Consider the following 25,410-nt stretch of genomic DNA (forward strand, 5'->3'; position numbering starts at 1 on the left):
AGTTTCTTTGAAACCTTGAGATTCCCCGAGGGAGATCGCTATCCATGAAACTCCGTCCTTTACATGACCGTGTCGTTGTTCGCCGCAGCGAAGAGGAACGCACCTCCGCCGGCGGGATCCTGATCCCGGACAGCGCCGCCGAAAAGCCAATTCAGGGCGAGGTGATCGCGGTCGGCAACGGTAAGTTGCTCGACAACGGCAGCGTGCGCCCGCTCGACGTCAAGGTCGGCGACCGGGTGCTGTTCGGCAAATATTCGGGTACCGAGGTCAAACTGGCGGACGAAAAACTGCTGGTGATGCGCGAGGACGACATCATGGGCGTCATTGCCTAGCGCCCCGCCGACGCTTCACCGACCACTGAACACTCCATATTTTCACTAAGGCTTGCACCCCATGACCGCAAAACAGATTTTTTTCAGCGAACAATCCCGCACGAAGATGCTCCACGGCGTCGACATCCTCGCCAACGCCGTCAAGGTCACGCTCGGTCCCAAGGGCCGCAATGTCGTGATCGAGAAGTCCTGGGGCGCGCCGACGGTCACCAAGGACGGCGTGTCGGTCGCCAAGGCGATCGAACTCAAGGACAAGTTCGAGAACATGGGCGCTCAGATGGTCAAGGAAGTCGCCTCCAAGACCTCCGATGTCGCCGGCGACGGCACCACCACCGCCACCGTACTCGCCCAGGCGATGGTCCGCGAGGGTCTGAAGGCGGTCGCCGCCGGCATGAACCCGATGGACATCAAGCGCGGCATCGACCAAGCCGTCGAAGCCTCGGTCGCGGAACTCCAGAAACTCTCCCGTCCCTGCTCGACCAATAAGGAAATCGCCCAGGTCGGCACGATCTCGGCCAACACCGACGAATCCATCGGCAACATCATCGCCGAGGCGATGGAAAAGGTCGGCAAGGAAGGCGTGATCACGGTCGAGGAAGGCAAGTCGCTGAACAACGAACTCGACCTGGTCGAGGGTATGCAGTTCGACCGCGGCTATCTGTCGCCCTACTTCATCAACAACCAGCAGAGTCAGAAGGCCGATCTGGAAGATCCCTACATCCTGCTGCACGACAAAAAAATCTCGAACATCCGTGATCTGCTCCCTATCCTGGAAGCCATCGCCAAGGCCGGTCGGCCGCTGCTGATCGTCGCCGAGGATATCGAGGGCGAGGCGCTGGCGACCCTGGTGGTCAACAATCTGCGCGGCATCCTCAAGGTCTGCGCGGTCAAGGCGCCCGGCTTCGGCGATCGTCGCAAGGCGATGTTGCAGGATATCGCCACCCTCACCGGCGCGACCGTGATCGCCGAGGAAGTGGGTCTGTCGCTCGATAAGGCGACCCTGAACGAGCTGGGTTCGGCCAAGAAGGTCCAGGTCGGCAAGGACGACGCAACCATCATCGACGGCGCCGGTTCGCATGACGACATCAAAGCGCGTTGCGAGCAGATTCGCAGTCAGGTCGAGGACACCACCTCCGACTATGACCGCGAGAAGTTGCAGGAACGTCTGGCCAAGCTGGCCGGCGGCGTCGCGGTCATCAAGGTTGGCGCGGCCACCGAGATGGAGATGAAGGAAAAGAAGATGCGCGTCGAGGATGCGCTCCACGCCACGCGCGCGGCGGTCGAGGAAGGCATCGTGCCCGGCGGCGGTGTCGCGCTCGTGCGAGCCATCGGCGCGGTCAAGGATCTGAAGGGTGCGAACGCTGATCAGGATGTCGGCATCGCCATCGCGCGTCGCGCCATGGAAGAGCCGCTGCGTCAGATCGTCGCCAACGCGGGCGAGGAATCCTCGGTGGTCATGAGCAAGGTCGCGGAAGGCACCGGCAGCTTCGGCTATAACGCCGCCAACGGCGAATATGGCGACATGATGGCGATGGGCATCATCGACCCGACCAAGGTCTCGCGCACCGCGTTGCAGAATGCCGCGTCGGTCGCCGGTCTGATGATCACCACCGAGGCGATGGTTGCCGACGAACCCAAGAAGGAAAAGGGGGCGGCGGGTCCAGGCGCTGGCGGCATGGATGATATGGACTATTGATGATTTCACTCGCGTGAAATCGTTGGTCGTTTCGTGATGTTAGTTAGAAAACGCGCGCCCGGTTAGCGGGCGCGCGGTCTTTGCTCAACAATTTTCACCGTCCACCCGTCCACCCGTCCACCCGTCCACCCGTCTTCTCGCACGCCGGGATGGCGATCACCGCTCACAGTCCCAATAGCGACTTGATTTTGACCTTGATTTCGACGATTTCGGAGAGCGTCGCCCTGCCCTTGCGCTCAGCCTGCCGAGTCTGCCAGTCCAGGCTTTTGACTTGATCCGACAGTGCGGCGCCGCTGGCATCTGCACCCGCCAGCGCGACCTCGAATGGGTAGCCCTTGATCTGGTTGGTGATGGGGACACACACGAGCAATCCGGCGCGACGGTTATACGCCTTGGGACTCAAGACGACGGCTGGTCGTCGTCCAGCCTGCTCGTGCCCGCTGTATGGCGTGAAGTTCATCCAAACGATGTCGCCCTCGTCGGGCACGTAGGGCGTCGTCATCAGAGCTGTTCCCTGCCTTCGGCGAATCCAAAATCCTGTTCGTCAGGACGATTTTCGTCGGTGATTCCCGCGAGAAGCGCCTCCAGCGAATACGTGGGCGCGACTGGCTCAATGATGACTCGACCCTGTTCCGCGCGCACGTCGACGACTTGATCGAGCATCAGATGCGCCGCCTCCATCACGGCGGCAGGCAGCCGCACTGCAGGACTGTTGCCCCATTTCCGGACGATTTGAACGGCCATTTTGCGACTCCTGTAGAAACAAATGTCGATCCGACGACAGGATAGGCCAGCAAACCGGATGGATCAACAAAAGTATCGACAATCATCGCGTACGGGCAAACGTATCGAAGAGCGATGTCGCGGGCGCGACTCGGTGGATGCGAGGGAGCGTCATGGTTCGGTGATTAAGGCAGGTAGCGCGCGTGCCCGATCGACGGGCACGCTCGCGGCCTTTCCTCCAACTAATCAGTCGACAATGTGTGCCGACAGACGATCCTCCCTTTGCGGGTTATTCTTATCCGAATGTCATGCGGCCGCCACATGATGCGATGTCTGAATGACAATTGTCAATTGACCCGTCATCGGAAAAAGCCGTAAATAGCCCGCTTGATCTTCCGGTGCCCGGATGGCCTTCGCCTGATGGGTTAAACGGGAAGTCGGTGCGCGCGCCTTCATGGATGCGCAATGCCGACGCTGCCCCCGCAACGGTAGACGAGCGAACCGCATCCGACCCTGGATGCGGTTCAAGACGCGACCTGATGCCACTGTGATCATTCATGGGAAGGCGTCGCGTTTGGGGTATACCCGCTCGTGAGCCCGGAGACCGGCCAGAGGATCTGGAGCCGTCGACCTTTCCCGAACGGAATGGCAGATGGCTCCTCACCGGGGTCGCGTGGGCGACTGGCCGGGATGATGCTAGCCCCCGTCGCTTGTCCGTGGTCTCGCTCTCGTCCTGACTCCTCACCGATCCTCCCTGGATTGGCCCGCGCGGGTGCGCTCGGGCCGCTGTTGGAGCCTTGTGATGAATTACCCTTTGATGCTGGCGGCGCTGACCGTGCCGCTGGCCAGTCTTGCCCTGGCCGACGAGTCCGCGACCACACTGGCCCCGGTGGTGGTCACGGCGACCCGCACGCCCGAGCCGGAAAGCCAGACCCTGGCCTCGGTGACCGTCATCGATCGCGCCGAGATCGAACGCCGTCAGGCGCGTTCGGTGCCGGATCTGCTGCGCGGTATCCCCGGCGTCGCCATCGCCCAGAGCGGTGGCGCCGGTCATCCGGCCTCGATCTTTTTGCGCGGAACCAATGCCGACCACGTCCTCGTCCTGATCGACGGGGTCAAGGTGGGATCGGCGACGCTGGGCACCGCGCCGCTGCAGAATCTGCCGATCGAGCAGATTGATCGCATCGAGGTGGTGCGCGGTCCACGTTCGAGCCTCTACGGCTCCGAAGCCATCGGCGGCGTGATCCAGATTTTCACCAAACAGGGCGGCGGTCCACTGACCGCCCGTGCCAGCATCGGCGGTGGCACGCTCGGTACCGGCAGCGTCTCCGCCGGAGTGTCCGGCGGCGGCGACCAGGGCTGGTTCAACCTGGGCGCCAACCTGGACCGCACCGACGGGATCAATGCCTGCGATGGCAGTCCCTCCCCCTTCGCCGGCTGCGGAGTCACTCAGCCCGACCGCGACGGCTACCGCAATGTCGGCGTGAATCTGCGCGCCGGCTATGCATTCAGCGACGCAGCCAAGCTCGACGTGCATCTGCTGCGCTCCGAGAACCGTTCGGATTTCGACGGTTCGCTGTTTTCCGGCAATATTTCGCGCGCCGAACAGCAAGTAGTGGGCGCCTCGGCAACCTTGAAACCCCTGAAGCCCTGGACGGTGATTCTGGCCGCCGGTTACAGTTGGGACAAGCACCGCTCCTTTTACGAGGATGTCGCGCTCAGTCTCGACGATTTTTTTGTCGACAGCTTTAACACCGAGCGCGAGACCTACTCGCTACAGAACGATGTCGCGATCCTGCCCGGACAGATCGCCACGCTCGGCGTCGATTATCTCAACGACCGGGTCGATGGCACGGTCGACTACAACGAGGACTCGCGCGACAATCTCGGCGTCTTCGGCGAGTATCAGGGCCGTTTTGGCGCCGCCGATCTGAAACTCAGTCTGCGTCAGGACGACAACCAGCAGTTCGGCGCCCATGTCACAGGCAACGCGGCCCTGGGATACCTGTTCGGCAATGGGATCCAGCTCTCGCTCTCCTATGGCACGGCGTTCAAGGGGCCGACCTTCAACGAACTCTATTACCCCGGCTTCGGCAATCCGGATCTGGATCCGGAACAGTCGCACAGTCTGGAACTGGGGCTGGGCGGGAATCTGCCGCTCGGCGCGCAGGCGTCCGGGCGCTGGGGGATCAGTCTCTATCAGACCGAGATCGACGACATGATCGCCTTCGACGCGCCGACCTTTGCCGCCGCCAACATCGCCAGCGCGCGCATCCAGGGGATCGAGGCATCCGGATCGGCGCGGATTCTGGATCTCGAGCTGGCCGCCAATCTAACGCTTTTGAACCCGGAGAACCGATCCGATGGGGCCAATGAGGGCAATCTGTTGCCGCGCCGCCCCGAACAGACCTTCCGGTTCGATCTCGACCGTCAGTTCCAGCGCTGGTCCGCCGGCGCGACCCTCTTCGTCGCCGGACGACGCTTCGACGATCTGGCCAATCGCACCCGGCTCGACGGCTACACCCTGGTCGATCTGCGCGCCGAATATGCCATCACGCCTGCCTTACGGCTCCAGGCGCGGTTGGAGAATGTTTTCGACGAGGAGTATGAAACCGCCTATCTGTTCAACCAGCCGGGCCGGGCGGCGTATCTGACGTTGCGGTATGCGTTTGAACCAGGATTGGAGTGATGTGATCAGGCGGCCGACGATCAATCGGCGCTTTCAGGCGCATAAACCGCTCCTGCCATGCCGGTCGCGGTTTACAATGCTCGGCGAATGATCGAGGAACCCATCGCCCTCGCGGACGTTATCGTTCGCGAATCCGCGCCCGACCGCTGTCTGCTCGTCGAGTGCCTGACACTCTAGGTTGACGAATTTGCCGATGAAGAACGAGACAAACCTGGGAATCGTCCCGCTGGATGCGCTCACCCGTCGTTTCCGCGACCTGGCCGGCACCCCATATCAGGATCTCGCCGCCTGCCGCGACCGACTCATCCCGACCGTGGCCGCTCTGCCGTTGACGGTCACAGGAGGCGCGGCATGATCGCCGGACTCGCCTGGCTCAACGAACCCTGTCTCCCGTTCGACCGCACGGCGGCCGAGGCCGCGCGTCGGCGTCAGGACCAACTCACCAAACCGCGCGGCTCGCTGGGCCGGCTGGAAGAACTCGCCATCCGGCTCGCCGGTCTGCAGGGCAAGCCCATGCCCGCGGCCGATCCGGTCCAGATCCTGCTGTTCGCCGCCGATCATGGCGTCGCGGCCGAGAGCGTCTCCGTCTTTCCGCAGTCGGTGACGAACCAGATGGTGCACAACATCGCCCGTGGCGGCGCGGCCGTCTCGGTGCTGGCGGCGGCGCTCGGCGCGCGTCTGGAGATCATCGATCTGGGGATGGTCACCGACCCTGGTCCGATCGAGGGCGTGCGTTCCGAGCGGCTTGGCCCGGGCAGCGGCAACATCGCCCGCGAACCGGCCATGACCTCCGAACAACAGGCCGGCGCCATGAACGCCGGCCGCGCCGCCGTCGAGCGCGCCATCGATGGCGGCGCCAGACTGCTGATCGGCGGCGAGATGGGCATCGCCAACACCACCCCGGCGGCGGCGCTCGCCTGCGCGCTGCTGGACCTGCCACCCGCCGATCTGGTCGGCCCCGGCACCGGTCTGGATGCCGCCGGGATCGCGCACAAGACCGAGGTGGTCGCTACCGCCCTGGCGCTGCATGCCACCCCTGGCAGCACGCCCATGGAACTGCTCGGTCGACTCGGCGGCTTCGAGATCGCCGCCCTGACCGGCGCCTATCTCACCGCGGCCCAACGCGGTCTGCCGGTGCTGGTCGACGGTTTTATCGTCGGCGCGGCGGCCCTCGCGGCGGTGCGCATTCAGCCCGATGTCCGCGACTGGCTGTTGTTCGCGCACAGTTCGGCCGAACCCGGTCACCGGGCCATCCTGGAGGCGCTTAACGCCGATCCGCTGCTTCAGCTCGGGATGTGTCTCGGCGAGGCGAGCGGCGCGGCGATGGCGGTTCCGCTGCTGCGACTGGCCTGCGCGCTGCATCAGAACATGGCGACCTTCGCCGAAGCCGGCGTGAGCGAAGGCTGAGGATGACCGACCGTTTTCTGGATCTGCCGCGACTTCGTCCGCTCTGGATCGCCGGGCGTTTTCTGACCCGCCTCCCCTTCCCCGATCCGGGCCCTGTCACGCCCTCCGAGACCGGCTGGGGAGTGCCTTGGTATCCGTTCGTCGGATTGCTGCTGGGCGGGCTGATCGCGCTGGTTGCCTGGATGCTCGCCGGCACGGACCCCGGTGTCGCGGCGGCGCTGACCCTGATCCTCTGGGTCTGGTCCACCGGCGGGCTGCATCTGGATGGACTCGCCGACAGCGCGGACGCCTGGGTCGGCGGTCTGGCGAGCCGTGAACGTACCCTGGAGATCATGAAGGATCCGCGCTGCGGTCCAGCAGCCGTCACCGCGATCGCGCTGGCGCTGATCGCCAAATGGGCGGGGCTTGCGGCGCTGATCGTTCACGGCGAACCCTGGCTGCTGTTGTGGATACCGCTGCTGGCGCGGACGCAGTTACCGCTTCTGCTCTTGACCACGCCCTATGCGCGCAAGCTCGGCATGGCCTCGGATCAGGTCAACCAGCTTCCGCGTCGGTCTGCCTGGATGGCGGTCGCGCTCGTTCTGGCTGGATGTCCGCTGGGCCTCGGCTGGGGCGGCGGCTGGAGCGGCGTCTTGATAGGGCTGGCGCTGGTCCTGGGATCGCTGCTCATCCTGCTATTCGCCAGACGTTCCATGCTCGGGCGCATCGCCGGGTTCACTGGAGATACCGCTGGCGCCCTGGTCGAAATCACCGAAACCCTGCTCCTGATCGCCGCCGTCCTTCTCGCAATCCCTTCCTGAATACCCCTTAAAAATTAGCAACCTATTGACAGCGTTCATCATCCTGTGTCAACAATAGTCGCAGAGTGTCCGCGGCGCATCCTTCATCGCTGACCCGATCGGTCCGCTCAGGGTGCCGGCGGGCGATGATCGGGCACCGGTGACCGCGCTGAAGTCTCAGTGACGCGAGGAGAATTGGACCATGTATAGCTGGATCCAGACAGAAAAATCTCTTTATTATCAAGCGCATTTAATCAAGGATCTGTTCGGTGACTGGACCCTGGTGTCCAGTTGGGGCAGCATCGATGCGCGCCGGGGTCGGGTGCGGACAACCGGCGTCTCCTCCTACGAAGCTGGGCTCGAACGCATCAAGGCCATCGATCGGCGTCGCCGGCAGCATGGCTATCAGTGTGTTCAGGGATTGTCGACCTCGCCGACCGGCGAAAAGCGCCGCTGAACAGACACATCAGTCGACCTCACGCAAGCCGTGCTCAGCGGGATGCTCATCACCTATCACATTCTGGCAAACTGCCGCTCAGTCGATGTTGAGGTGATTGAGGATCATGGGAAGCGTCAAACGATTGGCTGATGAAGTGGCGTGCGGGCTGCGCGAGGTGCACCCGCGTCTGCGCAAGACGGTGGTGAGCAAGCTGGCGTTGGCGGTCGGGGCGATGATCGAAGGCCAAACCCCGAACACGGTGGAGTTGGCCAATCTGCTGCCCTTGGACACCGAGCGGCAGGACATGCGCGAGCAATGGCTGAGGCGTTTGCTGAAGAATCCGCGGTTGGGTCCGGGAATGGTGATTGAGCCCTTTGCACGAGCGGAGTTGGCGAAGGCGGCCAGCCATGGTCAGACGGTGTTGTTGAGCCTGGACCAAACCGATTTGGGTGATCGGATGGCGCTGCTGATGGTGGCGTTGCGGGTGGGTGATCGCGCGATACCGCTGGCGTGGCGGGCTGAGGAAGGGGCGGCCAATCTCGGCTTCGCGGGCCAGCAGGTGGTGTTGGAGCCGCTCCTGGCCTGGCTGCCGTCCGGGGCGCGCGTGCTGCTATCGGCGGACCGGTTCTATCCGTCGGCGGGCCTGTTCGGGTGGCTCCAAGCCCGGGGCTGGAGCGACCGGCTGCGCCTGAAGAGCAACGTGCTAACGGATACCGGGCAGGGCGATGAGACGACGACGGGCGCGTTGGCACACGGGGTGACGGAACGTTACTTCACCGGTGTGCGCCTGTTTGCGCAGGGGGTGATCACGAACCTCGGGATCCTGCACGAGGATGGCCACCCCGAGCCGTGGATCATTGCCATGGACGCCGCCCCGACACGGGCAAGCGTGCTTGACGACGCTGCTCGCTGGGCCATCGAACCGATGTTCTCCGACGTCAAGGGCCGGGGCTTCGACTTGGAGGATTCGCAACTCCAGCATGCCGAGCGTTTGGAGCGACTGGTGCTCATCATGGCCTTGGCCATGTACTGGTGTGTTCGCGCCGGCCGAGACGAGGGGCTGAACGATCCGACACCACTCGAAAAAAAGTCCAGGCGCAGAACGACCCCGCGCATTGGAGCTTCAGGAAACTCTATCGTAGCCTGGTCTCGTGGTTCACGCGCGGCCTGCGCCGTCTGAAGCGGTGCCTTCAAAACGACCTCCCGTTGCCCGCTTTTCATGCCCGTGAGTAACTGATAGGTGATGAGCAGCGGGATGACCGCACCAACCGAGAGCACTGTCTTTAAGTTAAGCCGTTCGTGGTGAGGCCCTCGAACCATGAACGGCTTAACTTAATGGCAGTGACCATCCGAGAGACCATCATGCTGGCGGTCGCGTGCCCTACCCTCCAGGCCGGTGCGTCCATAACAGTCCGGCTTGTTCGCGCCAGCCCCTGGGGCCAACCAAAATTCCATCGACGCCAAGCCGGATCTCGATCGCGCCTTCGACCGCCGTATTCAGCATCCCGATCCCCTGCCCCGTCACCCGTTCGCGTACCGTTCGCGCCGGGCACCCGAAGTGGTTGGCATAGCCGGCGGAGAAGAGCACCAGATCGGGCGCCACGGCGCGCAGAAACTCGGCGCTGCTGGACGTGGCGCTACCGTGATGGCCGGCGATCAGAATCTCGCAGCGCAGGGCCGATCCGAGCCGGGCGGCCAGTTGCCGCTCCACCCGCTGCTCGACATCGCCGGCGAGCAGGATGGCATGGCCGCCGGTCTCGATACGCAGGACGCAGGAGGCATTATTGCCCGTCTCGCCGCCCTGTTCGGGGTGTAGAAACCGGAAGGACACGCCCGACCAGATCCAACTCTCCCCGGCGTAGCAGGGCGTGGCGCCGGGGAGGTCCAGGTCGGCCGGCTCGCCACTCTGAAGCCGATCAATCATGACCCGCTCCGCCAGACCGGCCAGACCACCGGCATGATCGCGGTCGGCATGGCTGACCACCAACCGGTCGATCCGGTCGATCCCCTGAGCCAGGAGAAAGGGCGCCACGACGGCACTGCCGGTATTGAAACCGCTGTTGAAACCAGGGCCAGTGTCGAAGACCAATACACCCTCCCCGGTGCGGGCGACCGCGGCCAGTCCCTGGCCGACATCGAGTAGGGTGAACCAGACCTCGCCATGAACTGGAACGGGAGGACGCAGCCAGACCAGCGGCAGGAACAGCACCACACCCAGCCAGCGTCCGGGGAGTCCGCGCGGCGCCAGGAGCAGCAGAACGCCCGCGATGGCGACACCCCAGGCCCAGAGCGGGCGCGCCGGAAGGGTCGCCATGGCGCCCGGCTGCGTGGCGAGCCAGGCCAGACCGTCCAGGCACCAGCCGAGCAGTTCGGCGATCAACGTCAACGGCCAGGCGAATCCCGGAATCAGGCTCAACAGACTCGCCAGGAGCACCAACGGCAGCAGCAGACCGAACAGCGGAACCGCGACCAGATTGACCGGCGGGGCGATCAGCGAGGCGCGCCCGAACAGAAAGAAGAGCAATGGCAACAGACCGATGCCCACGGCCCATTGGGCACGCCCCCAGCGGGTCCAGAGATCGCGCGTCGGCAGGCGTTGTCCGAGGTGGAAAAGCAGCACGGCGACCGCCCCGAAGGACAACCAGAATCCGTAGGACAGCACCGCCCGAGGATCGAGCGCCAGCACCGCGACCAGCGCGAGCGTCAGGGCATGATAGGGTCGCAGGGTGCGCATCCAGAACACCGCGCCGAGCACCACCGCGAGCATGACGAGCGCGCGCTGGGTGGAGACCGCAAAGCCGGCCAGCGCGGCATAGCCCAGGGCGGCCAGCGCACCCGCCAGCGCGCCCGCGCGTGGAGCGGCCAGCACCAGGGGCAGCCGGGTGCTGAGCGACCACAGCCAGCGCGTCAGAAATAGAACGCCAGCGGCGACCAGCCCGACATGCAGGCCGGAGATGGCGACCAGATGATTGGTGCCGGTTCGCGTCAAGACCTCCCAATCATCGGGACCGAGACCGGCGCGTTCGCCGATCGTCAGCGCCTGGATCAAGCCCAAGGCGCGGGCCTCTCCCAGGATGCCGGCAAGATGCCCGGCGAGTCGCTGGCGCCAGCGGTCCAGCCAATAGGGTCCGGCGCCCGCATCCAGACGTTCGAGATCTTCGCTGCGGCGCACATGGCCAGTCGCCTTCACGCCCTGCTCGAAGAGCCAGCGCTCGAAATCGAATCCGCCGGGATTGGCATAGCCATGACGCGGTTTCAGCCGTACCGGGAGCCGCCAGCGCTCGCCGGCCTTGAGCGCTGGAACGCCTTGATACCAGGAGAGCCGGACCAGACCGTCAAAGGGAACGGGACGACCGTCCTGGACGGTGCGCTCGACCTGGAACAGAAAGCGCGTGGCAACGCCAGTCTCCGCCGGAATGGCGGCGATGCGTCCCTCCAGTACCAGCGGCGCACGGGCCAGATCGTCCGGAAAGGGTTGGCAGAGCAGCGCGCAGGTATGCCATTGCGCCCAGCCGATACCAAGCAGGAAAACGCACGGCGGGCGAAGCCAACGCAGACGCCAGGCCAGAGCCATGAGCGCCAGTGCCGCGAGTGCAAGCCAGAGGGATGGCAGCGCGGGAAGCAGGTAGAAAGCGGCGACGCCCGCGCCGAAAATCAGACCCGCAACCATGCTCGTCGCCCCTTAGCGCGTACCCGTTCCAACACGAGACCGGCGGGCCGCCGCGAGAGGATCGGCGGCGGCTTTCCGGGATGACGGATCGCTGGCAAGCTCATCACCTATCAGTTACTCACGGGCATGAAAAGCGGGCAACGGGAGGTCGTTTTGAAGGCACCGCTTCAGACGGCGCAGGCCGCGCGTGAACCACGAGACCAGGCTACGATAGAGTTTCCTGAAGCTCCAATGCGCGGGGTCGTTCTGCGCCTGGACTTTTTTTCGAGTGGTGTCGGATCGTTCAGCCCCTCGTCTCGGCCGGCGCGAACACACCAGTACATGGCCAAGGCCATGATGAGCACCAGTCGCTCCAAACGCTCGGCATGCTGGAGTTGCGAATCCTCCAAGTCGAAGCCCCGGCCCTTGACGTCGGAGAACATCGGTTCGATGGCCCAGCGAGCAGCGTCGTCAAGCACGCTTGCCCGTGTCGGGGCGGCGTCCATGGCAATGATCCACGGCTCGGGGTGGCCATCCTCGTGCAGGATCCCGAGGTTCGTGATCACCCCCTGCGCAAACAGGCGCACACCGGTGAAGTAACGTTCCGTCACCCCGTGTGCCAACGCGCCCGTCGTCGTCTCATCGCCCTGCCCGGTATCCGTTAGCACGTTGCTCTTCAGGCGCAGCCGGTCGCTCCAGCCCCGGGCTTGGAGCCACCCGAACAGGCCCGCCGACGGATAGAACCGGTCCGCCGATAGCAGCACGCGCGCCCCGGACGGCAGCCAGGCCAGGAGCGGCTCCAACACCACCTGCTGGCCCGCGAAGCCGAGATTGGCCGCCCCTTCCTCAGCCCGCCACGCCAGCGGTATCGCGCGATCACCCACCCGCAACGCCACCATCAGCAGCGCCATCCGATCACCCAAATCGGTTTGGTCCAGGCTCAACAACACCGTCTGACCATGGCTGGCCGCCTTCGCCAACTCCGCTCGTGCAAAGGGCTCAATCACCATTCCCGGACCCAACCGCGGATTCTTCAGCAAACGCCTCAGCCATTGCTCGCGCATGTCCTGCCGCTCGGTGTCCAAGGGCAGCAGATTGGCCAACTCCACCGTGTTCGGGGTTTGGCCTTCGATCATCGCCCCGACCGCCAACGCCAGCTTGCTCACCACCGTCTTGCGCAGACGCGGGTGCACCTCGCGCAGCCCGCACGCCACTTCATCAGCCAATCGTTTGACGCTTCCCATGATCCTCAATCACCTCAACATCGACTGAGCGGCAGTTTGCCAGAATGTGATAGGTGATGAGCGCTGGCAAGATAAATCAGCCAGTTTGCCAGTGTCTGCCCTATACTCGCGTGCTCGGAAAACGATACATCCCAAGATGGACGCGACTTACATCCACGCGGAATCGATATGTGAAAAAATGGCTGAAACGGGTCATGCCGACCCCGAAGGCAATCCGTGAAAATCGACATCTCGGCTGCTTCGGCACCCTGCTGCACGATCCGAATCTGTGGCATCTGAACCGACACTCGGTCGCGGGCGCGTTCGCGATCGGACTCTTTGTCATGTATCTGCCGCCCGTTGGCCAGTCGTTCATCGCCGCGGGCATCGCGATCTTTCTGCGCGTCAATCTACCTATTGCCGCCTCCCTGGTCTGGGTCACCAATCCCATCACGATCCCGCCGATGTTTTATTTCGCCTATGTCGTCGGCTGCCTGATCCTCGGCCATGACATCGAGGGCTTCAATGTGCATTTCTGGCTGGACTGGCATAACTGGCTGGAGGTTATCGGGCCGCTGGCGCTGGGCTGCCTGATCTGCGGCGCCGTCTGTTCGCTGCTCGGGTATCTGACGATCCATGCCCTCTGGCGCTGGAAACTGGCGCGTCAGATCCGTGCGCGCAAGGAACGCTATCGCGCGATGGCGGCGTCCCGGCTCAACACCCCGTCATCCAATCGCCAGATCTGATCCATCCGCGCCGCCAGTTCGGTGTCGTGGGTGACGATCACCAGACTGGTGCCGAAGTCCCGGTTCAACTCCAGCATGAGTTCGTAGACGCCGCCAGCCGTGTGACGGTCCAGATTGCCGGTCGGCTCGTCGGCGAGCAGACAAGCCGGGCGGGTCACGAGCGCCCGGGCGACGGCCGCGCGCTGGCGCTCGCCGCCGGACAATTCGCCGGGCTTGTGCGCGCCACGGTGTTCGAGTCCCACCCGCTTCAAGAGATCCTCGGCCCTGGCGCGCGCCTCGGCCGGTCGGGCGCCGCCGATCAGCAGGGGCATGGCCACGTTCTCGATAGCCGTGAATTCCGGCAACAGATGATGGAACTGATAGACGAAGCCGAGATGCCGATTGCGCTGCAGTCCCCGCTTCGCCTCGGACAGACGGCTCACATCCTGGTCCAGCCAGCGCACGCTGCCCGAAGTCGGGCGATCCAGACCGCCGACACAATGCAGCAGGGTACTCTTGCCCGACCCCGAGGCGCCGACGATGGCGATCCGTTCGCCGGGGGCGACGCGGAAGGTCACCCCGCGTAGCACCTGAACCTCCTGCGGACCCTGCTGGAAGGTCTTGACGAGCCCCGCGACCTCCAGAACCGCTGCGGCTTCATTCATAGCGCAGGGCCTCGGCCGGTTGCGTCTGGGCCGCGCGCCAGGCGGGATAGATGGTCGCCAGGACCGACATCAGAAAGGCCCCGCCACTGATGGACAGCACATCGGCCAGATGTACGTCGGACGGCAGTTGACTGATGTAATAAATGGTCGGATCGAGAAAATGCACGCTGAACAGCGTTTCGATGGTCCCCACCACCGGCTCGACGTTCCAAGCCAGCACCACGCCGGCGAACATGCCGATCAGGGTGCCGATCAGCCCGATCGCGGTCCCCTGCACCATGAAAACGGCCATCACCCGCGCGGGCGAGAGCCCCAGGGTGCGCAGTACCGCGATATCGGACTGCTTGTCGGTGACCACCATCACCAGGGTCGAGACGATATTGAAAGCGGCCACGGCCACGATCAGAAAGAGGATGATGCCCATCATGCGTTTCTCGATCGCCAGTGCGCTGAAGAAATTGCTATGCACTTGGGTCCAGTCGATCAGCCGGTAGGAGCCACCCAGATCGTAGGCGATCTCTCGCGACAGCCGTGGCGCCTCCCACATATCGGTCAGCTTGATCCGCACCCCGGAGACCGCCTCGCCGTAGTTCATCAGCTTGGCCCCATCGCGCAGATGGATGAAGGCCGCGTTGCGATCATAGTCCGCCATGCCAACCGCGAAGATGCCGCTCACCGTGAAGCGCTTGAGTCGCGGCATGATCCCGACCGGGGTCGCACTGACCTGCGGCGTGACGACCGTCACCTTGTCGCCCGGACCCACGCCCAGAAAGGCCGCCAGATCGCGTCCGAGGATGATCCGGAACTCGCCGTCGGCCAAATCGTCGACCGATCCGCTGACCATCTGCTCGCGCAGATCGGCGACCTCGTCCTCTTCGGTCGGAACGATGCCGCGGACCAGCGCGCCGCTCACGTAGGAACTGTTGACCAGCATCCCCTGGACCTCGACGAAGGGCGCCGCGCCGACCACGTCCGGATGCGCGCGCACCCGTTGCAGCACCTCGCGCCAGTCTGTCATCCCTCCTCCGTAAGGGTCGGTCAGGGTCGCATGCGAGGCCATGCTCAGGATGCGTTGCTGAATCTCCTTATGAAACCCGTTCATGACGGACAGCACCACGATCAAGGCAACGATGCCCAGCGTGATCCCGACCATCGAAGTGCCCGAGATAAAAGAGATGAAATGATTGCGGCGTTTCGCGCGGGTATAGCGCAAGCCGATATAGAGTGGGAGTGGATGAAACATAGGGGCGGAATTTAACCACAAACGTCGTCATGGCGCCTGAAAAACAGCGGATCGATTTTCAGGATTCAAATCCTGTCGCCCAATCCGGGCATCCGGTCGCCCCACAGGCGTTGCCGCACCCGCTTCACCCAGAAGCTTTCCGGGAGCAGGATCAGATAGACGACCCCCAGGATCGCGAATTGATACCAGAAGCTTCCCAGCCAGAGCGGTGTCACCCCGCTTTCCAGCCAGCTTTCCGCGAGCCGCTGGAGATTGAAAAAGCTGAAATAGGCCAGAAAGGCCAGGAGCAGACGCCCCGTGGTTTTCTGACGCGGCGAGATCTCCACCAGCGGAATCGCCAGGATGGCCAGGGTAAAAATCGCCAGGGGCGCCGCCAGGCGATGTTCGAGTTCGGCGCGGTCCGCTCGTTCGGATGAACCCAACAAATCCAGTGTGGGCGTGGTCGAACGTTTGTTCGTGGCCCGTGGCGTCGCGCCGGAACCCTGGATGCGGATCCGGTACTCCTCGAAGTTGCCGATGAGAAACGCGCCGGAGCCCGGATTGCCATCGAAACGATGACCGCTACTCAGGGTCACAAGGTGGTCGCCGGTCGCATCCTCGATCCGATGCCGACCGCCATCGCTGACGACGAGACGTGAATTTCCCCCGCGCCGATCAAGAATAAAGACATCGCTCAGGAGCTTGCGGCGGTCGATCTCGCCGATATAGACCACCACATCCCCTTGATCTTCCACATAGAACCGCCCTGGCTGCAAACCGGCGATCTGCGCTGTCTGTTCCTGCTGCTTCAAACGAATCTCCTGCATCCCTGCGGCGGCTTCCGGCTGAAGAAAGAGCGCGAACCAGGCAGTCAGGAGCGCGACGGGAATGGCCAGCAACAGCAGTGTGCGATAAATTCTCGGCGGACCGATGCCACAGGCATTCATCGCAATCAGTTCGCTGTCGCGCGCGAGTCGGCTCAGGGTGGCCAGCATGGCCAGAAAAAAAGCGGGCGGCAGCAGACTGGAGGTGTCCTGGACGATCTGAAAACGCAGATACTGAAACACCGACTCGACGCCCAGTCCTCCGACATTGACCTTTTCGAGGGTACGCAGAAACATCAAACTGGTGACGATCAGCAAAAGGGTGACGACGATGGCGATAAAGACCTTCGACACCTCGCGGAAGACATAACGATCGACGATTCCGAACATGCTCCGTCCTGTATGACCTTTCTCGCCATTCATAATCCCGCCATCGAACACTCATCTCAACATCATCAAGCGGGAACATACTCGGGTTTCGTCTTTCAAGCACAGATTGGAAACCCGATGGAAAAATTCGCCGACGTGCTCGACTTGGCCCAAGCCCATACCGAACGTGAAATCCAGCTGCGGATTGCCGCGATCCAGGAGTATGCAAACCGCGGATACGGTAGCGATATCTGTGTCGATTGCGGTGATCCGATCCCGGAAATCCGCCGCCGGCATGTCCCTAACGCCAAGCGTTGTGCCGCCTGCCAGGCGGCCGAGGAACGTAGCCGCGCCCTACCGGCGCGAAGGTGCGCGGCTTGAATCGGGGGAACCTGTAGAATAAGGTAATTCCCGCCCCACGGATGCGGGGCGAGATTGCTCGGAAAACGCTTAAACAGCCCCCTCCAATGCCTTCGAGGCGACCTCGAAGGCATCTTTCGATAACTCCTCGATGGCCAGGATCCGCGCGATCTCGGCGCGCATCAGCGTCTGCCGGTCGTGATCGAAGCGCCGCCAGTGAATCATGGCCTTGAGCAGTCGCGAGGCGATCTGCGGATTGAGCGGATCGAGCTCCAGCACGCAATCGGCCAGGAAGCGGTATCCGCCACCATTCGCCGCGTGGAAGCGTACCGGGTTGGCATTGCAGAACGCGCCCACCAGGCTGCGCACGCGGTTGGGATTGCGCAGCGAGAAATCGCTGTGCCCCATCAATTGAATCACCCGTGCCAGGGTATCCGGACGCGGACTGGTCGCCTGTACGCTGAACCATTTGTCCAGCACCAGGGACTCTCGTGACCAGCGGCGGTAGAATTCGTCCAGTGCCTGAGCGCCCTCCGCGCCACCGTGATCGACCAGCAGACGCAGTGCCGCCATCACGTCCGTCATGTTGTGCGCCGCGGCGAACTGGGACTGACAATCGCCCAGCGCCCGCGCGTCGCCGGCCCACATCAGATAGCCTAGGGCCAGGTTCTTGAGTGCACGCCGCCCGCTCGCCTGGGGGGTAAAGACATAGGGGCCGGTCTCGCCATTGTCCCGATAGACCCGGAGCAGATCCTCGCCGAGACGTTCGCCGATGTGCCTTCCGAGCATCGTGTGCGCATGGTGAATCCCATCGATGTCCACCACCTCCATCTGATCGCCCAGATAGGACTCCGAGGGCAGGGTGAGAACCTCGGCGAGCAGCGCCCGGTCGCTTGACGAATCGAGCAGTGCGCGCCGAAAGGCCGCGAAGAATTGGTCTGGAATCCCCACCTCCGGATCCGCGACCAGCGCCAGCAGCAGACGCTGCAAAAGTGTCTGTGCTGCGTCCCAGCGATTGAAACCGTCGCTGTCGTGGGCCATCAGGAACAACAATTCATCGTCACTGTACGCGAAGCGCAATTTGACCGGCGCCGGAAAACCGCGCAGCAGCGACGGCACCGGACGGACCGGCAGACCGGTGAAGCGGAAACGCTGCTCGGCCTCGCGCAGTTCCAGCACGCGCGTGCCGGGTGCGGTAGCGGATGGCTCGTCCGCGAGCCGCGTCGGCAGATCCTGGCCATCGGGGCCAAGCAGACCGATCGCCAGCGGGATATGGAAGGGCATCTTGACCGGTTGACCGGGCGTCGGCGGAGTGTGCTGTCGAATGGTCAGGGTGTAGGTGCCGTCATCCGCGTCATCGTCGGCCTGGATACTGAGTTCCGGGGTTCCCGCCTGGTCGTACCAGCGGCGGAACTGGCCAAGGTCGCGGCCGCTCGCCGCTTCCATGCAGCGCACGAAATCGTCCGTGGTCACGGCTTGGCCGTCATGGCGCTCGAAATAGAGATCGGTCGCCTGGCGGAACCGCTCGGGGCCGAGCAGATTGGCCTGCATCCGCACCACCTCGGCGCCTTTCTGATAGACGGTCGCGGTGTAGAAGTTATTGATCTCGATATAGGACTCTGGGCGCACCGGGTGCGCCATCGGTCCGCCATCCTCGGGAAACTGATGCGCCCGCAGCAACCGGACATCGTTGATCCGCTTGACCCCGCGCGACCCCATGTCGGCGGAGAACTCCTGATCCCGATAGACGGTGAAGCCCTCTTTCAGGCTCAGTTGGAACCAGTCGCGGCAGGTGATGCGGTTGCCGGTCCAGTTATGGAAATACTCGTGGGCGATGACCCCCTCGATGCCCTCGAAATCGGCATCGGTGGCGGTGTCCGGACGCGCCAGCACATATTTGTCGTTGAAGACGTTGAGCCCCTTATTCTCCATGGCGCCCATGTTGAAATGACTGACCGCGACGATCATAAAGACATCGAGATCGTATTCGCGCCCGAACCGCTCCTCGTCCCAGCGCATGGCCTTTTTGAGCGACCGCATGGCATGATCGCACTTATCCAGATTGTGCGGCTCGACATAGATTTTGAGTTCGACCGCGCGCCCCGAGGCGGTGGTATAGCCATCTTCGACCGCGCTCAGATCGCCCGCGATCAGTGCGAACAGGTAACTTGGCTTGGGAAAGGGATCTTCCCAGCGCACCAGATGGCGCCCATCGGGGAGATCCCGCGATTCGACCCGGTTGCCATTGGACAGCAGCACCGGAAAACGGCGCCGGTCGGCGACCAGGGTCGTGCCGTAACAGGCCATCACGTCCGGTCGATCCAGGAAATAGGTGATGCGGCGAAAGCCCTCCGCCTCGCATTGAGTACAGAGCATGTCGCCGGATTGATAGAGTCCCTCCAGCGCGGTATTGAGGCTGGGATGGATCCTCACCCGCGTCATCAGACCAAAGCGATCCGGCACGCGCAGCAGCGTCAGCGACTCCGCGTCCACCCGATAGTCGGCCGGCGTCAGGAGGCGATCGTTCATGGAGACCTGTTCCAGATCCAACTGCTCGCCATGCAGGCGTAGCGAACCGTCGCCGCGCGTCGCGGCCGGATTGCGGCGCACTTGGAGACGCGCCTCGACCGAGGTCCGCTCCGGATCCAGCTCGAAACGCAGATCGACCCGATCGATCAGAAACTCCGGCGGCTGATAATCGCGCAGGAACACGGGGTGCGGGGTGTTTCGATACATGAGAATCCTGGGTACTCAATCGATTGAGAGGCGCTCGTCTTGGCCAAACGGCATGATGGCGACATCCGACCCTTGGTCTTTCGGTCGCCGACACCCATTTTCAAGGGCGCCTTGACGGCTTGCGCGCAAGCGGCGAAGCTCGCGAATCGGAATGCGAAGGATAAAGTGAGACGATGCCCCAGGTCACCATCTACACCACCATGGTCTGCCCTTACTGCAGCCGCGCCAAACGACTGCTGAAACGCAAGGGTGTCGGGTTCGACGAGATTCCGGTCGACCGCGACCCGGAGCGGAGGCGGGTCATGGTGGAACGCAGTCAACGCCACACGGTTCCCCAGATCTTCATCGACGACCTGTCCATCGGCGGCTATGACGATATGGCCCTGCTCGACGAGCGCGGCGAACTGGATACACTGCTCGGTTTATAACGAAAAAGCATGAAAGACACCACGCCCACGCCGGAACTGCGGCTCGACAAATGGCTCTGGAGCGCGCGCTTTTTCAAGACTCGCCATCTGGCCGTCGAGGCCATCAACGGCGGCAAGATCCAGGTCAACGGTCAGCGCGCCAAGCCGGGTCGCGCCGTGCGTCCGGGAACCCGGCTGGAAATTCACAAAGGCAGTCTCTCCTGGGAGATCGAGGTACTCGCGATCGATCGGCAACGGCGCTCGGCAACCGAGGCAGCCCTGCTTTACGCCGAGGATGAAGCGAGCCAGCGCAAGCGTCAGGAGATGCTCCGCGAACGCCGCGACATCGGCACGGGACCAGGCGGCGCGGAGGGTCGGCCCAGCAAACGCGACCGGCGGATGATCCAGCACTTCACCGGGCGGGGCGACGCCGGCAACAGCGAAACCGGGAGTTGAGATCGACGTGGACAGCGACGCCTTCCGCAGTACCTATCGCGCCATCAACGAGCGCTTCTGTCCCTACGAGAAGGCTATCCTGACCAACCAGTGCGCCTGCTCGCTGGCCAATAAATTCTGTCTCGCCGAGCGCGAAGGGGTGCAATGCGGTTCCGATCCGGCCCAGGCGAGGTGCCTGGAACTTCTGGAGCGACTGCGTCAGCAGGCACGCTTCGCCCTCAAATCGACCGCCACCAGCGGCGCCCTGCCCCATGCCAAGGCCATGCGCATCCAGGTCGGCGGGCTGCGCGGCATTCAGGCTGCCCTGACGCCAGAGGAACCCGCGCCCATGTTCATCGAGGATATCCGTGCCACGGTCGAGAAGGCCATCGCGCGGTTCGGCGCGCTAGATCGGCTGCCCTTCCCGCTCATCATGCAGCAGATCGCGGCCTATCGGGGACGGCCGCGCTCGCGTTCGCGGGCGTAAGCCCGCTCCACCCAATTCGCAACTTGGATTCAGCTCCATCATGCTGCTCTCGCCCAAATACCGGTTTCTCTTCGTCCATATCGCCAAGACCGGCGGCACCAGCGTGCGCTCGGCCCTGGAAGGTCTGCGCTGGCGCGATCCCTGGTATTACCCGATGTTTCTGTGCAGCCGCTTCAGCCATCTGAGCGGACATCGCATCGCGACCAAGCTGCCGCGTCACGCCAAGGTCGTCGCGGCTCAGGAACTTCTCCCCAGGGAATTCTTCGACGCGCTATTCAAATTCGCCTTCGTGCGCAACCCCTGGGATCTCCAGGTGAGTTCCTTTCACCATATCCGTCGGGAGCGCCCGCATTTTCTGGGCGGTCACGAGACCTTCGAGGATTTTCTGCGCTGGAAGCTTGATCCTCGGCGGCCCTATCAATACCACCTCGACACCTCCATCACGTTGCAATCCGACTATCTGATCGATCTGCACGGTCAGGTGATCGTGGATTTCATCGGCCGCTATGAACGCCTGCACGAGGATTTCGAGACCGCCTGCGCGCGCATCGACATCCAGCCAACAGCCCTGCCCCACGCCCGCAAGGCACAGGACCGCAAGCAGGATTATCGCGGCTATTACACCGATCAAACCGCCGAACTGGTCGCCAGCCATTTCGCCCGCGATATCGCGTTGCTCGATTATCGGTTCGATCCGGAGTAAACCGCGTCCAGATTCGCGCTCAGTCTCGTGGCACCAAGTCCCGATAGGCATGCCAGGTCGCATGACCGACCAGCGGGACGGCGATGAACAATCCGATGTAAAAGGTGACCAGCCCGGCGCCAACGATCAAAACGATCAGCGTCGCCCACAGCAGCATCGGAACCCAGTTCACGGCGACGGCCCGGACGCTGGTCCGCATGGCGGTAAAGGCATCGATCGGCCGGTCGATCAACATCGGCACGGTAATGGCGCTGATACAGAAGGCGCAGGCCGCGAAAAAGGCGCCGACGATGGTGATAGAGATCAAAATCAGGTTGTGCTCGCCAGACAGGAACACGACCGGGATGAAGTTCCCCCAAGTCGGAAATGGGGCGTTGAACAGCATGATGAACAGAAAGACCGTGGCGAGAATCCACAATTGCATGATCATCACCAGAAAGCCGGTGGCAATTCCGAGTTGTCCCTGATTGCGTTTGAACGCCTCCAATGCCTGACAGGTCTTCAGCGATTCGCCCCGCTCCAGGTGCGCGCTCATCTGATAGAGCCCGATCGCCAGTAGCGGCGCCACCAGAAAAAAGCAGGCGATCAGAAACGGCACCATAAACGTCAGATGACCCGCGATCAGCAACAGGGTAATCAAACCGCTGATGAACACAATGCCCGCGCCATAGGTCAGACTGTAGCCAGGCGCGGACTTGATATCGCCCCATCCCTTGCCTAGCCAAACCCAGATATTCTCGAAATCGATCTTATTGACGCGAGGTTCGTCTCGGTCGGAGTGTTCTGCGGCGGCCACCTGTTGCATGCTGAATTCCTCCAAATCTTATTATCGGACGTCATGGCTGACGCGGTTTGCCGATGCCGAGCACACCACGACACCTGCATTAAACGATCTACGACTTCTCTCGAAAACGCAAGTAAAGATTATAGTAATCAACGTATTAGATATTGTCTTTTTGCTTATATTCGCGTCGCTCGGGCGCTTGGGCCAAGACGGCGGGACAGGGTCGGCGAAGGATCGGGACGACGCCGAACTGCGCAAACGCACCGCTTCGTTTAGACTGCCGGACCAACGAGAAGGGCGTTCCCGCCAACCGTTGGGATCGCCGAACCACTATCGGAGCCAGCATGTCCAACCAACCTGTCTTGCCCGCGTTTGAAGAGATTGCCGCGGGCATCCATTGCATCGAAACCGGCCTCTACCGGCACGGACTCGCCGCCTGCTATCTGGTGCGCGAGGGTGATCGACTGGCCTTCGTCGATACCGGTACGGCCAACAGCGTCCCCGGTCTGCTCGCGGTCATCGCCGAACTTGGTCTGACGTCCGAGCAGGTTGATTTCGTGATTCCGACCCATGTCCATCTGGATCACGCCGGCGGCGCTGGCGGTCTCATGGCGGCCTGTCCCAACGCCCGTCTGGTCGTGCATCCCAAGGGCGCGCCGCACCTGATCGACCCCGCCAAACTCATCGCCGGGGCCACGGTCGTCTATGGAGAGGCCGCGTTCGCCAGGGATTTCGGCACCCTGATCCCCGTCTCGGAAGAGCGAGTCATCCTGGCCGAGGACGGGCAGACCTTCGATCTCAATGGCCGCGCGCTGACGTTTGTCGATACCCCAGGTCATGCCAACCATCACGGCTGTCTCCTTGACGCCAGAACTCAGGGCTTTTTCACCGGCGATACCTTTGGCATTGCCTACCGCGAATTCAAGACCGCCAAAGGCCCCTGGCTGTACGCACCGACCACGCCGGTCGCCTTCGACCCCGATCAGTGGCTGGCCAGTCTGGACAAGCTGATGGCCTTCGCCCCTCAGGCCATGTATCTGACTCACTATGGCCGCGTCGACCATCCCCACGCTCTGGTGGACGATCTGCGCCTGAGCATCCGGGACATGGCTGATCTGGCGCTGGCACAGGAGAGCCGACCCGACAGCGAGCGCCAGACCCGACTCAAAACCGCAGTCACCGAGTACCTGATCGCCAGTGCGCGCGCCCATGGTGTTGCGGATGACGATGCCCGCATCCAGGAACTGCTGGCGGTGGATACCGATCTCAACTCTCAGGGGCTGGAGGTCTGGCTGAAGCGCCGCGAGAAGCGGGCGGCGGGTTGAGTCGATCTGGCTAACGACCTCACTGCCCCATTAAGTTAAGGGTTAACTGAATGGCAGTAGGCCAACGACCCGCGACAGCACTACACCTAACCGATGAGCGATGAGCAACAGACCTTTTATTACCTGAGCGTCGCTCTCGCCATCGGGCTCCTGATCGGCGCCGAACGCGGCTGGCAGGAACGCAACGCGGAAGAGGGAAAGCGGGTCGCCGGCTTTCGTACCCATGGCCTGGTCGGATTGCTGGGCGGCGCGTCCGCACTGCTCGCCGACTCTCTGGGGCCGTTATTCCTTGGCTTGGTCTTTCTCGGACTGACGGCGCTGGCGACCACGGCGTATGCCGAAACCCTGCGTCAGGACAATGACGCGGGTATCACCAGCCTCATCGCCATGCTCCTGACCTTCGTCTATGGCGCCTTGGCGGCCATTGGCGAGGTGTCTGTCGCCGCCGCATCCGCCGTGGTCACCACACTGATTCTCAGCGCCAAGCCGATCCTTCACGGCTGGCTCAACGCCCTGGGCGGCCAGGAGTTGCGCGCAACCATCAAGCTGCTGCTCATGTCGGTGGTCATTCTGCCGATTCTGCCCAATCAGGGCTATGGCCCCTGGCAGGCGCTCAATCCTTACGCCATCTGGTGGATGGTGGTGCTGATCGCGGGGCTGTCGTTCGTCGGTTATTTCGCCGTCAGGATCGCCGGCATGCGGCGCGGCATGATCCTGACCGGACTGTTTGGCGGATTGGCTTCCTCGACTGCCCTCACCCTGCATTTCGCGCGTCTGTCGCGCCACGCGGAGTCATCGGCGCCGCTCTTATCGATGGGGATTCTGCTGGCTTGCGGCACCATGTTTCCGCGCATGCTGCTGGTCGCGAGCCTGCTCAATCCCGCGTTGTTCAAGCTCCTGCTGGTGCCGACGGGAGCGATGGCGCTCTGCGTTTTTGGTCCCGCCGCGTGGTTCTGGCGCTCGACCGCGAGCGTCGCGGCCAATGTGACATCCCCGCTGAAAAACCCGCTGGAGATCAAAACCGCGCTGGTGTTCGGACTCTTGCTGGGGCTGATCATGTTCTTTGGAAAAGCGCTGAATCACTGGTTCGGAGAGGCCGGCATTCTGGCGCTTGCCGCCGCCTCGGGCGTCACGGACGTCGATGCCATCACGCTCTCGCTGGCGCGCATGAGCGGAAACGACCTGGCGTTATCCGTGGCCGCGATGGGGGTCGTCATCGCGGCGTCGGTCAACAGTTTGGCCAAGGGCTGCATGGCGGCGGTCATCGGCGGATCTGCCATCCGGCTACGTGTCGGACTGCCGCTGCTGGGCAGTGCCGCGTTAGGCTTGTTGACGGCCTGGCTGTGGATCTGGCGCGCCTGATCGATCTGATCGGAGGGTGGCTACGGATTTTCTATCCTCTTCGTTCCAAACCGCCGACAGGAACACATC

Annotated in this window: 25 protein-coding genes and 1 riboswitch; of the genes, 16 read left to right on the forward strand and 9 right to left on the reverse strand. The window is 63.1% G+C overall.

Annotated elements, in window-relative coordinates; all coding sequences use genetic code 11:
• The first annotated feature begins 44 nt into the window (after nucleotides 1-44).
• Both THIVI_RS03465 and groL read left to right on the forward strand, forming a co-directional pair.
• Entirely contained in the window at nucleotides 45-332 is a 288-nt protein-coding gene (locus THIVI_RS03465; protein ID WP_014777259.1) for a co-chaperone GroES, read from the forward strand.
• Between the two features lie 61 nt (nucleotides 333-393).
• Nucleotides 394-2,028, forward strand: coding sequence for a chaperonin GroEL (groL, locus tag THIVI_RS03470; protein WP_014777260.1), 1,635 nt, complete (start codon nucleotides 394-396; stop codon nucleotides 2,026-2,028).
• Between the two features lie 163 nt (nucleotides 2,029-2,191).
• Here groL and mazF read toward each other — a convergent pair whose 3' ends face one another.
• Nucleotides 2,192-2,530 carry an endoribonuclease MazF gene (gene mazF, locus THIVI_RS03475; protein ID WP_014777261.1) on the reverse strand — a complete coding sequence of 113 codons (339 nt, stop codon included), beginning with the start codon at nucleotides 2,528-2,530 and terminating at the stop codon, nucleotides 2,192-2,194.
• On the reverse strand, nucleotides 2,530-2,772 hold the full coding sequence (locus THIVI_RS03480; RefSeq protein WP_014777262.1) for an AbrB/MazE/SpoVT family DNA-binding domain-containing protein: 243 nt from the start codon (nucleotides 2,770-2,772) through the stop codon (nucleotides 2,530-2,532). Before THIVI_RS03480 ends, mazF begins: the two co-directional genes overlap by 1 nt.
• Nucleotides 2,773-3,130: 358 nt before the next feature.
• Nucleotides 3,131-3,378, forward strand: a riboswitch (cobalamin riboswitch).
• A 175-nt stretch (nucleotides 3,379-3,553) separates the two neighbouring features.
• On the opposite strand from THIVI_RS03480, the gene btuB reads away from it, so the two are divergent.
• From btuB to THIVI_RS03510, 6 genes are all read left to right on the forward strand, one after another.
• Complete coding sequence (btuB, locus tag THIVI_RS03485; protein ID WP_014777263.1) at nucleotides 3,554-5,440, forward strand: TonB-dependent vitamin B12 receptor; 1,887 nt, start codon at nucleotides 3,554-3,556, stop codon at nucleotides 5,438-5,440.
• Between the two features lie 193 nt (nucleotides 5,441-5,633).
• A complete protein-coding gene (locus THIVI_RS25525; RefSeq protein WP_083845692.1) occupies nucleotides 5,634-5,795 on the forward strand; it encodes a bifunctional adenosylcobinamide kinase/adenosylcobinamide-phosphate guanylyltransferase in 162 nt (53 codons plus the stop codon).
• Nucleotides 5,792-6,847 (forward strand): nicotinate-nucleotide--dimethylbenzimidazole phosphoribosyltransferase, encoded by a 1,056-nt coding sequence (gene cobT / locus THIVI_RS03495; protein WP_014777264.1) that lies wholly within the window; start codon nucleotides 5,792-5,794, stop codon nucleotides 6,845-6,847. Before THIVI_RS25525 ends, cobT begins: the two co-directional genes overlap by 4 nt.
• 2 nt (nucleotides 6,848-6,849) lie before the next feature.
• The gene (locus THIVI_RS03500; protein ID WP_014777265.1) at nucleotides 6,850-7,647 is read left to right on the forward strand and encodes an adenosylcobinamide-GDP ribazoletransferase; all 798 of its coding nucleotides are present in this window, start codon (nucleotides 6,850-6,852) and stop codon (nucleotides 7,645-7,647) included.
• 181 nt (nucleotides 7,648-7,828) lie between these two features.
• Nucleotides 7,829-8,083 carry a WGR domain-containing protein gene (locus tag THIVI_RS03505; protein WP_014777266.1) on the forward strand — a complete coding sequence of 85 codons (255 nt, stop codon included), beginning with the start codon at nucleotides 7,829-7,831 and terminating at the stop codon, nucleotides 8,081-8,083.
• 106 nt (nucleotides 8,084-8,189) lie between these two features.
• Nucleotides 8,190-9,245 carry a transposase gene (locus tag THIVI_RS03510; protein ID WP_014777014.1) on the forward strand — a complete coding sequence of 352 codons (1,056 nt, stop codon included), beginning with the start codon at nucleotides 8,190-8,192 and terminating at the stop codon, nucleotides 9,243-9,245.
• A 201-nt stretch (nucleotides 9,246-9,446) separates the two neighbouring features.
• Here the strand turns inward: THIVI_RS03510 and THIVI_RS03515 are convergent, their stop codons facing one another.
• Both THIVI_RS03515 and THIVI_RS03520 read right to left on the reverse strand, forming a co-directional pair.
• The gene (locus tag THIVI_RS03515; protein ID WP_014777267.1) at nucleotides 9,447-11,735 is read right to left on the reverse strand and encodes a DNA internalization-related competence protein ComEC/Rec2; all 2,289 of its coding nucleotides are present in this window, start codon (nucleotides 11,733-11,735) and stop codon (nucleotides 9,447-9,449) included.
• Between the two features lie 167 nt (nucleotides 11,736-11,902).
• Nucleotides 11,903-12,958: a transposase gene (locus THIVI_RS03520; RefSeq protein ID WP_014777014.1), complete on the reverse strand. Its 1,056-nt coding sequence runs from the start codon at nucleotides 12,956-12,958 to the stop codon at nucleotides 11,903-11,905.
• 170 nt (nucleotides 12,959-13,128) lie between these two features.
• On the opposite strand from THIVI_RS03520, the gene THIVI_RS03525 reads away from it, so the two are divergent.
• Complete coding sequence (locus THIVI_RS03525) at nucleotides 13,129-13,683, forward strand: DUF2062 domain-containing protein (protein ID WP_014777268.1); 555 nt, start codon at nucleotides 13,129-13,131, stop codon at nucleotides 13,681-13,683.
• Here THIVI_RS03525 and THIVI_RS03530 read toward each other — a convergent pair.
• The 3 genes from THIVI_RS03530 to lptF all read right to left on the reverse strand — a co-directional run bounded on the left by THIVI_RS03530 (nucleotide 13,626) and on the right by lptF (nucleotide 16,763).
• Nucleotides 13,626-14,327 (reverse strand): ABC transporter ATP-binding protein, encoded by a 702-nt coding sequence (locus THIVI_RS03530; protein ID WP_014777269.1) that lies wholly within the window; start codon nucleotides 14,325-14,327, stop codon nucleotides 13,626-13,628. The two genes, THIVI_RS03525 and THIVI_RS03530, sit on opposite strands and share 58 nt — an antisense overlap.
• Complete coding sequence (locus THIVI_RS03535) at nucleotides 14,320-15,570, reverse strand: lipoprotein-releasing ABC transporter permease subunit (RefSeq protein ID WP_014777270.1); 1,251 nt, start codon at nucleotides 15,568-15,570, stop codon at nucleotides 14,320-14,322. Before THIVI_RS03535 ends, THIVI_RS03530 begins: the two co-directional genes overlap by 8 nt.
• Before the next feature lie 65 nt (nucleotides 15,571-15,635).
• Nucleotides 15,636-16,763: an LPS export ABC transporter permease LptF gene (gene lptF / locus THIVI_RS03540; RefSeq protein ID WP_014777271.1), complete on the reverse strand. Its 1,128-nt coding sequence runs from the start codon at nucleotides 16,761-16,763 to the stop codon at nucleotides 15,636-15,638.
• 12 nt (nucleotides 16,764-16,775) lie between these two features.
• Between lptF and THIVI_RS03545 the strand changes: the two genes are divergently transcribed.
• Nucleotides 16,776-17,123 carry a TraR/DksA C4-type zinc finger protein gene (locus THIVI_RS03545; protein ID WP_245537369.1) on the forward strand — a complete coding sequence of 116 codons (348 nt, stop codon included), beginning with the start codon at nucleotides 16,776-16,778 and terminating at the stop codon, nucleotides 17,121-17,123.
• 69 nt (nucleotides 17,124-17,192) lie between these two features.
• Here the strand turns inward: THIVI_RS03545 and pepN are convergent, their stop codons facing one another.
• Nucleotides 17,193-19,838, reverse strand: a complete 2,646-nt coding sequence (pepN, locus tag THIVI_RS03550; protein WP_014777273.1) for an aminopeptidase N — start codon at nucleotides 19,836-19,838, stop codon at nucleotides 17,193-17,195.
• A 173-nt stretch (nucleotides 19,839-20,011) separates the two neighbouring features.
• Between pepN and grxC the strand changes: the two genes are divergently transcribed.
• Genes grxC through THIVI_RS03570 form a run of 4 tightly spaced genes read left to right on the forward strand, consistent with a single transcriptional unit; the run spans nucleotide 20,012 to nucleotide 21,870 of the window.
• Nucleotides 20,012-20,266, forward strand: a complete 255-nt coding sequence (gene grxC / locus THIVI_RS03555) for a glutaredoxin 3 (RefSeq protein WP_014777274.1) — start codon at nucleotides 20,012-20,014, stop codon at nucleotides 20,264-20,266.
• 9 nt (nucleotides 20,267-20,275) lie between these two features.
• A complete protein-coding gene (locus THIVI_RS03560) occupies nucleotides 20,276-20,701 on the forward strand; it encodes an RNA-binding S4 domain-containing protein (protein WP_014777275.1) in 426 nt (141 codons plus the stop codon).
• Nucleotides 20,702-20,708: 7 nt separating this feature from the next.
• On the forward strand, nucleotides 20,709-21,167 hold the full coding sequence (locus THIVI_RS03565) for a hypothetical protein (protein WP_014777276.1): 459 nt from the start codon (nucleotides 20,709-20,711) through the stop codon (nucleotides 21,165-21,167).
• 40 nt (nucleotides 21,168-21,207) lie between these two features.
• Nucleotides 21,208-21,870: a sulfotransferase family 2 domain-containing protein gene (locus THIVI_RS03570; protein ID WP_014777277.1), complete on the forward strand. Its 663-nt coding sequence runs from the start codon at nucleotides 21,208-21,210 to the stop codon at nucleotides 21,868-21,870.
• Nucleotides 21,871-21,889: 19 nt separating this feature from the next.
• Here THIVI_RS03570 and THIVI_RS03575 read toward each other — a convergent pair whose 3' ends face one another.
• Nucleotides 21,890-22,675 (reverse strand): DUF2189 domain-containing protein, encoded by a 786-nt coding sequence (locus THIVI_RS03575; protein WP_014777278.1) that lies wholly within the window; start codon nucleotides 22,673-22,675, stop codon nucleotides 21,890-21,892.
• A gap of 323 nt (nucleotides 22,676-22,998) precedes the next feature.
• On the opposite strand from THIVI_RS03575, the gene THIVI_RS03580 reads away from it, so the two are divergent.
• Together THIVI_RS03580 and THIVI_RS03585 are read left to right on the forward strand one after the other, a co-directional pair.
• On the forward strand, nucleotides 22,999-23,979 hold the full coding sequence (locus THIVI_RS03580) for an MBL fold metallo-hydrolase (RefSeq protein WP_014777279.1): 981 nt from the start codon (nucleotides 22,999-23,001) through the stop codon (nucleotides 23,977-23,979).
• Nucleotides 23,980-24,072: 93 nt separating this feature from the next.
• Nucleotides 24,073-25,341, forward strand: a complete 1,269-nt coding sequence (locus tag THIVI_RS03585) for an MgtC/SapB family protein (protein ID WP_014777280.1) — start codon at nucleotides 24,073-24,075, stop codon at nucleotides 25,339-25,341.
• Nucleotides 25,342-25,410 lie beyond the last annotated feature (69 nt).

Source organism: Thiocystis violascens DSM 198 (genome assembly GCF_000227745.2).
Classification (GTDB): Bacteria; Pseudomonadota; Gammaproteobacteria; order Chromatiales; family Chromatiaceae; genus Chromatium; species Chromatium violascens.